Raw genomic sequence first — 11,778 nt, forward strand, 5'->3', positions numbered from 1 at the left:
GAAAGGGGATGGCCATGACGGAAGAGCAGACCACCACCGAAACGAAACGGGGCAGGGTGAGGCGCCTGCTGATCCAGCCGCTGATCGAGCACGGCTTCCGCAAGCCGGGGAACGTGAAGCTCGAGCAGCACGAGGCCTTCCTGGTGAAGCTGGCTGATGCGTTGACCTACATGGCGGATCATCAGCTTGAGACGCTGCGGGACATGCTGCGCTATCGCGGCGAGGGCAAGACGCGGGACGCCTGGCCGTCGATGGCGACGATTGCTGCGATGGCCGAGACAGTCGCGCCGCGCCCGCTCGAAGAGCACCCGACGATCCTTAGCTGGTTCGGCTCGGCGCGCGGGCCGAAGGCGCTGGAAGAGGGCGTGCTCGTCGCCGAATTCGCCTTTCTCGAGAAGCGTAAGCGCCCGCCGCTGAACGATGGCGACAGGCGCGCAATCCGCGAGCGGGCGGACGAATGGGCGCGGCAGCGCGAGCTGATGGTGGATCGGGGCCGGCGCGGCATGTCTCGGGACGGCGATGCGCAATGGCTGCGCTGGTTCGATGGAATGGAGCGGCGGGCGATGGCCCTGCTGCCGACGGAAGCACGATAAGGAAGGCGAGGCAGTGTTGAAAACCTATAGCAAGGGCGCCCGGCGACGCGCCAAGAAGAACTCCCTCGGTCTGCCGGAACTGGCCGGGGGCAAGACCCGTCAGCCCGACGGGCGCTTGCGTCCGACAGTTGACCGGCAGGACCCGGCGCGACTTGCGCTGGAGGTTCGCTGCCGCCACGCGGGCCTTGAAGTGACCCGCGCGAATTTGCGGGAGGTTCGCGCGCAGTGGTGTGGGTGCGCGGCTGGCCGGGCCATGGCATCAGCCGTCACCGACAACGATGAGCGGGCTCGACTCTGGGATGCGATCCAGCACATGCGGCGGGTCCAGGTTTCCTATGACCGCGCGATCGGTGCTCCGGGTCGGCACGCTAAGTGCCTGCGACTCCTCGTCCCGATCGAGGCGCTCAGTGCCGATGCGGAGACGCCCCCGCTCGACGAGCGGACCGACGAGGAAAAGCTCCGCGATGCCAATCGCGCTCTGATGCAGCTCGAAGGCTGGCTCGGCTACACTGACAAAACAGCTCGATCCGAAGCGAAACGTGTGATCGTCGATGACAGTGAGGCACGAGATATCGCCGGCCTCCTGTCCGCTCTTCTCTGTATCGCCGATGGGCTGGCGGGCCGGCGGGTCATGGTGTGGCGCGGGAGGGCTTGACGCGAGTTGGTGAAATCGGCAGTTTGGCATCATCGAGAGTTTCCGCGCCCGGAGGAGAAATCCTTCCGGGCGCGATGCTTTTGGAAAGCTGCAGGCGCAAAGAACGCTCGACGACAGAGCTGGTTCCGGATGGCGGCGCATGGCGCGATTGTGGGCAGTGTTTCGCCGCTAGCAGCCGAATTATGTAGTGGAATTCCGCTTGGGATCGACGAGGGCCGGAACGTCGACGTCTGCTTCTGGGTTCTTACGGTGTACCCAAGAAGGATGAAGACCATGAAAAAGTACCTGTACATCTCCGTGATCGCGCTTCCCTTCGCCGCCGGTCCTCTCTGGGCTCAGGACACGACTTTGACGCCCACCGACGAGGCACCCGCAGAGCAGATGGAAAGCGAGGCACCGGATAGCGGTGCCGACATGTCCACCGACTCCACTGCCGCGCCCGCCGCCGAGGCTCCTGCAGAAGCGCCCTCCGCAGACGCTCCCGCCGCCGCACCTTCCGCAGATGCGCCCACCGACCAGACGGACGGCACTGCGACCATGGATGAAGCGACGGATGAAGCCGCAGCACCTGTGGCGACCTCCGATGCAGTCGTTTCGCAGCAGGATAGTGCCGAGATGCTCGGCGACTGGCTTCTCAGCACCAGCGTGACGTCGCCGGATGGTGAAACCATCGGCAGCATCAAGGACTTCATCATCACCGAGGATGGTCAGATCACGGCAGTTGTCCTCGGCGTGGGTGGCTTCCTTGGCATGGGTGAGAAAGACATCGCAGTCGATTACAGCGAACTGGACATCCAATATGATGGTGATGCCATTCAGCTTGCGATGACCCGCGAAGAGGCTGATGCCGCTCCCGAATACCAGTATCGCGACAAGCAGACGCCCCCGCCGGCGACCGGCGATGCTATGGGCGCCACTGGGACCGAGATGAACAACGGGACCGAAGGCACGGGCATGGGCACTGCAGCCCCGACCGAGTAACGACCAAAGCCGCAGAAAGCGCTATCTAGCCTGCAGCCGCGCCCGGTGGAGAAACTCCACCGGGCGCTCTGCATTTGCAGCACTGCGAACCGTCGAGATCGAGCACGGGCCTGCCCTAAAATTCCAATACAAGCCGTAAGGCCCAAATCCATGGGTCCCTCCTGGAAACCGCCCGTATACGGGGCGGCTAAGGGCATGGGTTTTGCCTCTCTAAACAAACGAAAAAGCCTAAACTCCTAACTAAACCAAGGGGATGAAGCTAAACAACTTGGGAGGTCGCAGATGAATACGACCGAACTTGCGAAAGAGCTTGGCCTCTCGAAAGGCCGCATCAGCCAGTATGTTTCCGAGGGCAAGCTCGACGGGTGCTTTACCGGCGCCGGGCGGGCGCGCCGGTTCAACGTCGACAAGGTGCGCGCGGTCCTCGAGCAGAGGCTGGACCCCGGCCAGATGCTTGGCAACGGTGCCGAGACAAAGCGCCGGCTGCGAGATGGTGAAGCTGCGCCAGAGGCAACCGAAGTCACCCCGGCGGTTCCGAAGCGCGATGGGCAACTGCCCCGGAATGACCCGGACCGCTACGAGCTCGCGCGGATCCAGAAGGTCGAGGAAGAGGCGCGGCGGCTGCGCCGGCAGAACATGCTCGAAGAGGGCAGCGTTGTCCTGGCGGACAAGGCCGCACGCGAAGCGACGCGCGCTCTGTCGCGCGAGCTGGCACAGGTCGAGGACTTCCTGCGCCGCGCCGCTCGGGCGATCGCCGACGAGCTCGGCGTCGATTTCAAGGAAGCGCGGAAACTGGTGATCGATCTCTGGCGCGAGCACCGGGGCGCGCGGGCCGAGGCCATGGCCGAAGAGGCTGCCGTTGCCACGATGGACGCCGAAGAGGACGAGGTCGATTTCTGATGGGATTTCTTGCGTCGGCGCGACATGTGGTCTGCTCGGCCATGGCCGCGGCGATGGCACCCCCGCCGCCGCCTGACATCACCCGGTGGTGCACCGAGAACATCGAGTTTGACGAGCGCTCACCGATCTCCGGTCCGTTCGACATCGCGCGCTTCGAGTTCCTGCGCGAGATTCACCAGGTGCTCTCGCCGGAACACCCGAGCCGGGAGGTGACCATCCGGGGCTCGGCGCAGTGGGGCAAGACGGTCTCGATCATCCAGCCGACGCTGGGCGCCTGGCACGAGTACACGCCGCTCGACTCGTTGATCGTGCACCCGACCGGCAGCGCTGCGAGCGAGTGGGTCAACAACAAATGGATGCCGATGCGCCGCCAGGCGCCGGGGCTGATCCGGGTCTTCGGGGCAGGGCGCGGCGAGAACCGCGACAACATTTTCAACCAGGAGACACTTGACCGGAACGGCTCGCTGAAGGTCGCCTCGTCCGGATCGCCCGCCGACCTGACCGGGACCAGCCGCCGCCTCGTGATCATGGATGACCTCTCGAAGTTCGAGAGCTCGGACAAGGGCGATCCGGAGAAGCTGGCCGAGAGCCGCGCGTCGGGCTTCGATGATGCCAAGATCCTCCGCGTCTCGACGGCGATGATCAAGGGGACGTGCCGGATCAGCGAGGCTTACGAGCGGAGCGATCAGCGGCTCTTCCACGTGCCGTGCCCGAGCTGCGGCTTCGAGCAGCCTTTAACCTGGGAGAACTTCAAGGCGAGCCTCGAGCCCGAGCGTCTGCATGCCGCGCATTTTACCTGCGAGAGCTGCCGCGAACCGATCCGACATGGGGCCAAGGAAAAGATCGTCCGCCTCGGCAAGTGGGTGCGCCACAACCGCGGCGGGGACCATCCGGGGTTTCACCTCTGGCGCGCCTATGCGCCGCAGCGGGACTGGGCGTCGATCGCGATCGAGTACGCACAGATGATGGGCTGGACCCGGCTCGAGGCGGGACGCTCGAAAGCCGCCGAGGGGCAGGGGAGCGACGAGGCACCCGGCAAGGCGGCGACCGCCAAGCCGATCAAGGCCGCGGTCGAGCAGGTGTTCTTCAATGACGTGCTCGGCCTGCCCTATGAGCAGGCGACCGATGCGCCGGACTGGGAGACCCTGCGCGACCGGACCGAGCATGCCGAGCCCGGCGCGGTGCTCGAGCTCGGCGTGCTGCCCGCGACGGGCTTCATCTTCGCGGCGGGCGTCGACTGCCAGGATGACCGGCTCGAGGTGCACCTGGTGGCCTTCGGTGCGAACCGGCGGCGCTGGGTCATCGACTACAAGGTGATCCCGCACCACATCGGCGACGAGGCTGGCCGGGACGCGCTGAATGCGCTGCTGCGGCAGGAGTGGCGCACCGAACTGGGCTTCCGGGTGCCGCTCGACATCCTCGCGATCGACGGCGGCGCCTACACCGACGACGTGTGGAGCTGGGCGAAGCGCCATCCCTGGGGCCGGGTGATCATCGTCAAGGGCGGCTCCACGGAGAACGGCCCGCTGATGGCGCTGCAGAAGTTTGATCGGCGCAGGGACGGCAAGGTGAAGAAGGCGCAGAAGCGCGCCTTCAACCTCAACGTCTCGTCGCTGAAGGCGGGGCTCTACGCGCACCTGCGCAAGGAAGACCCCGAAGAGCGCGGCTTCATCCAGTTCGCCAGGGCACTTGGCGACGAATACTACCGGATGATCACCGCCGAGAACCGCGTGCTCAGCCGGAACAAGCAAGGCGTGATGACCAGCCGATGGGTCCTGGTCGAACCGACGCGCCGCAACGAAGCGCTCGACACCATGAACTACGCCGAGGCCGGCGCGCTGCGGAAGGGCTGGGCTGCCATGACCGACAACCAGTGGGATGCGCTGGCGGCGGAACGGGGCGGACCCGCGCCGGACAAGCAGCCCGACCTCTTCGATGCATCGCTGCCGCTCCTCACGGGTGAGCAGCTACGCGCCGCGGGCGCGAAACCAAAACCCAAGAGCAAGCCGGCCAGCAAGGCCACGCGGCTCGCCGATCTTCTGAGGGAGCAAAATGGCGGATAACGAGACCCTCACGAAACGCCTGGCCGAGGCCGAGGAAGCGCTGCACCAGGTGCGGATCGGCGGTCAGGCCGTGGTTGTCGGCTACGACGGGCATCGCACCGAATACAGCCCGGCCAATGCGGCGGAACTGCACCGATACATCACCTCGCTGCGCCGCCAGCTTGGCCTGCCGAGCGGTGGCCTCGCGTCTCGCCCGGTGAGGTTCTGAGATGGCCGTGCGCTCGCTGACCGAGGTCCCGCGCATTCCCCGCAAGCGCGGCGCGCTCCGCGATGCCGGCTTCGGCGGCTCGGCACCCTACGTCGCGGCCGATACCGGCATCGACACGCTTGCCGGATTCCTTCCCACCAACCGCGCCGTCGATGCCGAGGTGTTGCCGGGCCGGGATCGCATCACCGCGCGCAGCCGCGATCTTGGCCGCAACAATGGCTGGGCCGCCGGGGCGATCGCCAAGGAAGTCGATGGCGTCATCGGCGCGAACTTCCGGCCGCTCCTGAAGCCGGACTGGCGCGCCCTCGGCCTCGATGCGGACTGGGCACAGGAGTTCAAGGAGACGATCGAGGCGCGCTGGCGGACCTATGCGGATGACCCGCGCAAGTTCTGCGACACCACGCGCAGCCAGACCATGCCGCAGCTCTTCGGCATGGCCTATCGCACCTATCTCGTCGAGGGCGAGGCGATTGCCCTGGTCAACTGGCGGGCCCGGCGGCCGTTCAAGACAACCATGCGGGTCGTCGATCCCGACCTTCTGAGCAATCCGAACGGGGCAGCGGACGAGGCGCGGCTGCGCGGCGGCGTCGAGATCACCCGCGACGGCGTCGCGCGGGCCTACCATTTCCGGCAAGGCCACTACGCGACCAGCTGGGCGGATGGATCGGACGCGATGACCTGGAAGCGGATCGGGCGCGAATCCGCGACAGGCCGCCCCCAGGTGATCCACTTCTTCGACAAGACACGGGACGGCCAGACCCGAGGCATCAGCCGCCTCGCGCCGATCGTCGAGCGGCTGCGCATGGAGGACCACTACAGCCGCGTCGAGCTGCAGGCGGCGGTGATCAACGCGGTGCTCGCGGCCTTCATCAAGAGCCCGATGGGCCCGGAGTCGATCAACGAGATGTTCGGCGATGATGACGGCATGCAGGCGTTGCTGAACTACCAGAGCGGCCGGAAGGAATTCTACGGCAGCTCGGGCGGGGTGAAGATCGGCGGCGCGCGGATCAGCACGCTCTATCCCAACGACGAGATCGGTATGGTGCCGACCGCGCGGCCGGCGGCACAGTTTGCCGATTTCGAGGCGGCTGTGCTCCGGCATATCGCGTCGGGCATGGGGATCAGCTACGAGCAGCTCGCCTCGGATTGGTCGAAGACGAACTACTCGAGCGCCCGCGCCGCGATGATCGAGATCTGGCGCGGATGGACCGCGCGCCGCACCGCCTTCGCGCAGGGCTTCTGCCAGCCGTTCTTCATGGCCTGGCTGGAAGAGCAGATCATGGATGGTCACGTGCGCCTGCCACGCGGCGCGCCTGACTTCTACGCATTCTGGCCGGCCTATGCCCGCGCCAAGTGGATCGGACCGGGCAAGGGCTTCGTCGATCCGGTCAAGGAAGCGCAGGCCGCGGCCATGCGCGTGTCGCTCGGGCTTTCGACGCTCGAGGAGGAGGCGGCCGAGCTCACCGGCACCGACTACGCCGACAACATGGAGCAGATCGCGCGCGAGGTCGCGGCCATGCCCAAGGGCACGCTGCACCCGGCCCAGGAGAGCTTCGCAAAACTGCTGGGCCCGACGACCGGCCCGAGCATGAGCCCCGAGGACTGACATCATGCACCATCCGCAAATCGCGCAGCGTGTGTTTCACACGCCGCTTCTGGCTGCGCCGACGAAAGCCGCCGCCTTCATCATCGGCCTCGGGCCGCGCCTGATTGGCGCCGAGGAGATCGAGGTGGTTGGCGCAGAAGCCTCGCCCGAGGCCAGTCGCCGGGCTCGCGCCTCGCTGCTCGATGAGCGCCTCGAGGAGGGTATGCGCAGCGGCCGGCTCGGAGCCTACCGGGTGCGGGACGGGATCGCGGTCATCCCGGTCACCGGCGCATTGATCCACCGCGGCGGATGGATCGGCAACAGCTCCGGTCAGACCTCCTACGAGGGGCTCGCCGCGCAAATCGAAATGGCCGCGAGTGACGGCATGGTGCGCGGCGTGGCGCTGGAGATCGACAGCTTCGGCGGGGAGGTCGCGGGGTGCTTCTCGCTGGCGGACCAGATTCGGGAATTGCGCGAGAAAAAACCGGTCTGGGCCTTTGTCAGCGACCACGCCTTCTCGGCGGCCTACGCCATCGCCTCGCAAGCAAGCCGCATCGTGATGCCGCGCACCGGTGGCGCCGGATCGATCGGCGTCATCTGGATGCATGCCGACCAGAGCGCCGCGCTCGAGCAGCGCGGGGTGAAGGTCACGGTGATCGCCGCGGGTGAGCACAAGGGCGACGGCAATCCCTATGCGCCGCTCCCCGAGAGCGTGCGCGCCGATCTGCAAGCCGAAATGGAACAGCTGCGCACGATCTTCGCCGAGACGGTGGGGGCCGGACGCGGCGCAAAGCTCACCGCCGAGGCGGCCCTGGCCACAGAGGCCCGCTGCCTGCTCGGCGCTGACGCGGTCGAGGCGGGTCTCGCCGACGAGATCGCCAACCCGCGCGAGGCCTTCGAGGCCTTCGCCGATGACCTCTACGGCCGCCGACCCGCGCGGCCCTCCACCAGTGCAGAAGGAAAGACCCTGATGACCGACAAGACCAATCAGCCGCCCGCCGCGACCGCTCCGGCTCCGACCCCCACGGCCGCGCCGACACCGGCGCCTTCGGCCGACGTGCCGACCACTCCGGCTCCCGCTGCGGCCACGCCTGCACCGGCCGCCCCGGCCGCGACCGCCCCGGCGCCCTCCGCCGCGAGCGAGGACCCCAAGGCGCGCATCCAGGCAATCCTGACGTCGCCCGAGGCCGAGGGCCGCGAAGAGCTCGCCAAGAGCTTCGCCTTCAACAGCGACATCTCCTCGGCCGAGGCGGTCGCGCATCTCTCCGCGTCGCCGAAAGCCGGCGCGCAGCAGACCCTCTCGGCCTCGATCGACGCGGAGGCCACTGACCTTGATGCGCCGGCACCCGGCGCTTCGGCCGCGGCACCCTCGATGAAGGACCGCATGGCGGCCCGCTTCACCTGATCCGGCGCGGGGGCTTCCCCCGCGCTTTCTCTTTGACCTCTGGCAGGAAGGAAGACCCCGATGCCTCCCCTTACTGAAGGCCGCACCGCCGGCGATTTCGTGTTGTTCGACCAGGCCGAGTATTCCCGCGAACCCGCGGTGATTGGCGGTGGCGCCGATCTTCAGCCCGGCACCGTGCTCGGCAAGATCACGGCCACCGGCAAATATGTCCGCTGCGACAGCGGTGCCAGTGACGGCTCGCAGACACCCGTCGCCGTGCTGCGCACCGAGGCGCCCGCAGCCTCGGCCGACGTCACCGCGGTGATCCAGGCACGGCACACCCGCGTGCGGCGCTTCGGGCTGATCTTCGACGCGAGCTTCGCCACCGAGGCGGACCGCAATGGCGCCTGCGCGGCGCTGAAAGAGGTCGGCATTCTCGCGACCTGACCCGTCCTCGGCGCCGGGGCCCACCCGGCGCCGCCGTCCCGCCGCGCGGAAGCGCGCCAATCGATGAAAGGAGAGCCCGATGGCTCATTACGATATCTTCAAGGGCGATGGCTTCTCCGCCATGACGCTCGGCGACTCCATCCGCGTCGTCCCCAACCAGTGGGGTCTGGTCAGCGGCATGGGTGTCTTCGCCGCCAAGCCGATCCGCGGCACCAAGTTCTCGGTCGAGATGATCAACGGCGTCATCCAGCTGGTGAACTCATCCGAGCGCAGCACGCCGCTGCCCGGCGCGGACACGCGCAAGGGCAAGCTGGTGGACTTCTCGACCAAGCGCTTTGGCCTCAAGGCCCGGATCACCGCCGACGACATCGACAACATCCGCGCCTATGGCTCCGAGACCGAGCTCAAGCAGGCGCAGGATGAGGTGATGGAACGCCAGATCGAACTGCGCGGCTCGCTCGACATCACGCGCGAGTATCACCGCGTCTGCGCGCTGCAGGGCATCGTGCTCGACGCCGACGGCTCGCCGCTCTGGGACCTCTACGACAAGTTCGAGATCAGCCGGAAGTCGGTCGACTTCGCCCTGGGCACCGGCACCACCGATCTCGCCGCGAAGTGCCGTGAGGTGACGCGCCACGTCCGGACCAACCTCAAGGGCGATGTGATGACCGGCGTGATGGGCCTGATTCACCCCGACTACACCGACAAGCTGATGGGCCACGCGGACTTCAAGGACCGCTACAAGTACTTCCAGAACACCAACGGCGGCGATCCGCTGCGCGACGACAAATCGGACGGCTTCGAGTTCGGCGGCATCACCTGGAAGGAATACCTCGGCGAGGCGGATGTGCCGCAGGAGGATGGCACCGTGGTGACCCGCAACTTCATCCCCGAGGCGGAGGCGAGCTTCTTCCCGGTCGGCACCCGCCAGACCTTCCGCACCTTCAACGGCTCGCCCGACTATGTCGGTCTCGCGAACACGCCGGGGCAGGAGTTCTACTCGAAGGTCATCTACGACCGCGACGAAGAGCGCTTCGTCGACGTCGAGGCGATGATGCAGAACGCGCAGATCTGCACCCGCCCGGCCGTGCTGGTTCGCGGCCACACCTCGAACTGATCCCGATAATCCGGCCCCGGCGCCGCGTGCGCCGGGACCCTGTTCCCTGGAGTGAACCCCATGGCCAAAAAGACCAGCACCGAACTCGTTCGCGTCAAGATGACCGGCGAGTTCACCTACAAGCTCGACGGCTCGTCGAAGCGCACCCTGCCGAAGGGCTGGGCGGGCGCGGTCCCCACCTCGATTGCGGAACTGATCGAGAAAGATGGCGCCGGCGCGCGCGAGGCCGACGGCGAAGCCGTGACCGCACCGGCGAAGACCGCGACGAAGAAGGCGGCCGCGACCAAGAGCGGCGCAGCCAGCCAGGCCGCGACCGGCACCACAGTGGCAAATGCGGAGTCGACAAGTGCCATCGCTGCCTCATCCGCGACCACCGGAGTGGTCACGGGCGCTGGCGCTGCCGGTACCGGCGCCGCGGACTGACCGCGATGGCCCCGTTTCTTCGCAGCGTCGAGGAGACCTTCCGGCGTCACGGGATCGAGGCTGTCCTCGATCCCGACGGCGTGGCGCGTCCGGTGCGGCTGCTCGCGGCGCGGCCGGATGAGATCGCCGATTTTCGCAGCCTGCAGGTGCAGTCGGAGACCGGCATGTTCGAGATCCTCGCTTCAGATTTCGAGGGCTTCTTGAAGGGGACGATCCTCGGCATCGGGTCCGAGCGGCGCAAGGTTCAGCACGTCCGGACGCGGGACCCGCGGCGCTACAAGGTGCTGTTGAACACCGTGGAGCAACCTGCATGAAGGAGCGGATCAGCGTTGCCCTGACCGGCAACCTCGAGGAGTTCATGGAAGAGGAACTCGATCTCGCCGAGCGCGCGATCACCGCCGGGGTCCGTTCGGCAGGGGCGAGGGCCAAGCGGCTCCTGCGCCAGGACGTGCTGGCGGGCGGGCTCGGTCCGCGCCTTGCGCGGTCGTGGCGCCAGAAGGACTACCCGCGCGGCCAAGCCTCACTGGCGGCCGCCTCGATCGTTTACACCAAGGCGCCCGAGCTGCTGCGCGTCTTCGACGAGGGCGCAACGATCCGCTCGGCTGACGGCTTCTACCTTGCGATCCCGACCCCGGATGCCCCCAAGCTCGGCGACGGGCGCAAGCGGCTCACGCCGTCGAATTTCCCCGAGCACCGCTTCGGGCCGCTGCGCTTCGTCTATCGCGAGCACGGTGCGTCGCTGCTGGTGGTCGACAACCAACGCCAGCGCCAGGGCAAGCGGGGCGGCTACGCGCTCTCGAAGAGCAAGCGTGCGCTGAAGACCGGGCATGGGCTGATGACCGTGCCGATGTTCTTCCTGGTGCCGCGCGTTCGACTGAAGCGCCGGCTCAACATCGACAAGAACCTGCATCTCGCCATGCGCAGCCTTGCCGAGGACATCGACACCGCGTTCCGCACGCTGCGTCGCCGCAAGAGAAGGCGCAAATGATGCCCAGCACCCATGAAACCGCGATCACCGCGTTGGTCGCAGCTCTGGCCCCGCATTCCGCGCGGGTGCTGCGCGAGGCGGAGCTGCCGCATGCCTGTCCGGCCGAGGGCCTGGTCAATGTCCAGCCGGCTGATCCGGGCGAGGGCGAGCAGCATCTCGGCACCGGGACGCGCGAGTTCGAGCGCGACATCGACCTCGAATGCGTCGTGCAGGGATCGGACGCCGAGGAGCGCGATGCGGGCCTCGATGTCCTGCTGCAGGGCGTGGCGGCGCTGCTGCTCGCCGACCGCTCGCTTGGCGGCGCTGTGACCTACCTGCGGGTCAATGCCCCGCAGGGAACCGACGTGGTGCCCATGGATGGCGCGGAGAGCCTGAAAGGCGCCGTGCTGCCGGTGACGATCTACTACGAAACCCCCGACAACCCGATGGAGTGA

Annotated in this window: 14 protein-coding genes; all 14 read left to right on the forward strand. The window is 67.2% G+C overall.

The annotated features are described in order from the left end of the window. The first annotated feature begins 14 nt into the window (after positions 1 to 14). The 14 genes from IQ782_RS02810 (at position 15) to IQ782_RS02875 (ending at position 11,778) form a co-directional block, all read left to right on the forward strand. Positions 15 to 593: a hypothetical protein gene (locus IQ782_RS02810; protein ID WP_194133069.1), complete on the forward strand. Its 579-nt coding sequence runs from the start codon at positions 15 to 17 to the stop codon at positions 591 to 593. A gap of 13 nt (positions 594 to 606) precedes the next feature. Next, positions 607 to 1,248, forward strand: coding sequence for a hypothetical protein (locus IQ782_RS02815; protein WP_194133070.1), 642 nt, complete (start codon positions 607 to 609; stop codon positions 1,246 to 1,248). Positions 1,249 to 1,521: 273 nt separating this feature from the next. Beyond that, positions 1,522 to 2,229: a PRC-barrel domain-containing protein gene (locus IQ782_RS02820; protein ID WP_194133071.1), complete on the forward strand. Its 708-nt coding sequence runs from the start codon at positions 1,522 to 1,524 to the stop codon at positions 2,227 to 2,229. A 282-nt stretch (positions 2,230 to 2,511) separates the two neighbouring features. Next, on the forward strand, positions 2,512 to 3,129 hold the full coding sequence (locus IQ782_RS02825) for a helix-turn-helix domain-containing protein (protein WP_194133072.1): 618 nt from the start codon (positions 2,512 to 2,514) through the stop codon (positions 3,127 to 3,129). Next, positions 3,129 to 5,192, forward strand: coding sequence for a phage terminase large subunit family protein (locus IQ782_RS02830; protein ID WP_194133073.1), 2,064 nt, complete (start codon positions 3,129 to 3,131; stop codon positions 5,190 to 5,192). Before IQ782_RS02825 ends, IQ782_RS02830 begins: the two co-directional genes overlap by 1 nt. After that, on the forward strand, positions 5,182 to 5,400 hold the full coding sequence (gpW, locus tag IQ782_RS02835) for a gpW family head-tail joining protein (RefSeq protein WP_194133074.1): 219 nt from the start codon (positions 5,182 to 5,184) through the stop codon (positions 5,398 to 5,400). The genes IQ782_RS02830 and gpW overlap by 11 nt, the downstream gene beginning before the upstream one ends. A gap of 1 nt (position 5,401) precedes the next feature. Then, positions 5,402 to 7,006, forward strand: coding sequence for a phage portal protein (locus IQ782_RS02840; RefSeq protein ID WP_194133075.1), 1,605 nt, complete (start codon positions 5,402 to 5,404; stop codon positions 7,004 to 7,006). A gap of 4 nt (positions 7,007 to 7,010) precedes the next feature. Beyond that, positions 7,011 to 8,390 (forward strand): S49 family peptidase, encoded by a 1,380-nt coding sequence (locus IQ782_RS02845; protein WP_194133076.1) that lies wholly within the window; start codon positions 7,011 to 7,013, stop codon positions 8,388 to 8,390. A 60-nt stretch (positions 8,391 to 8,450) separates the two neighbouring features. Next, positions 8,451 to 8,816, forward strand: a complete 366-nt coding sequence (locus IQ782_RS02850) for a head decoration protein (RefSeq protein ID WP_194133077.1) — start codon at positions 8,451 to 8,453, stop codon at positions 8,814 to 8,816. Between the two features lie 79 nt (positions 8,817 to 8,895). Continuing rightward, positions 8,896 to 9,933 (forward strand): major capsid protein, encoded by a 1,038-nt coding sequence (locus IQ782_RS02855; RefSeq protein ID WP_194133078.1) that lies wholly within the window; start codon positions 8,896 to 8,898, stop codon positions 9,931 to 9,933. Positions 9,934 to 9,993: 60 nt separating this feature from the next. Beyond that, complete coding sequence (locus tag IQ782_RS02860) at positions 9,994 to 10,356, forward strand: hypothetical protein (RefSeq protein ID WP_194133079.1); 363 nt, start codon at positions 9,994 to 9,996, stop codon at positions 10,354 to 10,356. Between the two features lie 5 nt (positions 10,357 to 10,361). Then, on the forward strand, positions 10,362 to 10,670 hold the full coding sequence (locus tag IQ782_RS02865) for a head-tail joining protein (RefSeq protein WP_194133080.1): 309 nt from the start codon (positions 10,362 to 10,364) through the stop codon (positions 10,668 to 10,670). Next, positions 10,667 to 11,344, forward strand: coding sequence for a DUF6441 family protein (locus IQ782_RS02870; RefSeq protein WP_194133081.1), 678 nt, complete (start codon positions 10,667 to 10,669; stop codon positions 11,342 to 11,344). The genes IQ782_RS02865 and IQ782_RS02870 overlap by 4 nt, the downstream gene beginning before the upstream one ends. Continuing rightward, entirely contained in the window at positions 11,341 to 11,778 is a 438-nt protein-coding gene (locus tag IQ782_RS02875; RefSeq protein ID WP_240989031.1) for a hypothetical protein, read from the forward strand. Before IQ782_RS02870 ends, IQ782_RS02875 begins: the two co-directional genes overlap by 4 nt.

The organism is Salipiger mangrovisoli, assembly GCF_015223355.1.
Lineage (GTDB): Bacteria > Pseudomonadota > Alphaproteobacteria > Rhodobacterales > Rhodobacteraceae > Salipiger > Salipiger mangrovisoli.

Excerpts from the sequence above, each read along its gene's own strand:
- IQ782_RS02810 (WP_194133069.1), top strand. The coding sequence starts at position 15 with ATGACGGAAGAGCAGACCACCACCGAAACGAAACGGGGCAGGGTGAGG.
- IQ782_RS02820 (WP_194133071.1), top strand. The coding sequence starts at position 1,522 with ATGAAAAAGTACCTGTACATCTCCGTGATCGCGCTTCCCTTCGCCGCC.
- IQ782_RS02825 (WP_194133072.1), top strand. The coding sequence starts at position 2,512 with ATGAATACGACCGAACTTGCGAAAGAGCTTGGCCTCTCGAAAGGCCGC.
- IQ782_RS02830 (WP_194133073.1), top strand. The coding sequence starts at position 3,129 with ATGGGATTTCTTGCGTCGGCGCGACATGTGGTCTGCTCGGCCATGGCC.
- gpW (WP_194133074.1), top strand. The coding sequence starts at position 5,182 with ATGGCGGATAACGAGACCCTCACGAAACGCCTGGCCGAGGCCGAGGAA.
- IQ782_RS02840 (WP_194133075.1), top strand. The coding sequence starts at position 5,402 with ATGGCCGTGCGCTCGCTGACCGAGGTCCCGCGCATTCCCCGCAAGCGC.
- IQ782_RS02845 (WP_194133076.1), top strand. The coding sequence starts at position 7,011 with ATGCACCATCCGCAAATCGCGCAGCGTGTGTTTCACACGCCGCTTCTG.
- IQ782_RS02850 (WP_194133077.1), top strand. The coding sequence starts at position 8,451 with ATGCCTCCCCTTACTGAAGGCCGCACCGCCGGCGATTTCGTGTTGTTC.
- IQ782_RS02855 (WP_194133078.1), top strand. The coding sequence starts at position 8,896 with ATGGCTCATTACGATATCTTCAAGGGCGATGGCTTCTCCGCCATGACG.
- IQ782_RS02860 (WP_194133079.1), top strand. The coding sequence starts at position 9,994 with ATGGCCAAAAAGACCAGCACCGAACTCGTTCGCGTCAAGATGACCGGC.
- IQ782_RS02865 (WP_194133080.1), top strand. The coding sequence starts at position 10,362 with ATGGCCCCGTTTCTTCGCAGCGTCGAGGAGACCTTCCGGCGTCACGGG.
- IQ782_RS02870 (WP_194133081.1), top strand. The coding sequence starts at position 10,667 with ATGAAGGAGCGGATCAGCGTTGCCCTGACCGGCAACCTCGAGGAGTTC.
- IQ782_RS02875 (WP_240989031.1), top strand. The coding sequence starts at position 11,341 with ATGATGCCCAGCACCCATGAAACCGCGATCACCGCGTTGGTCGCAGCT.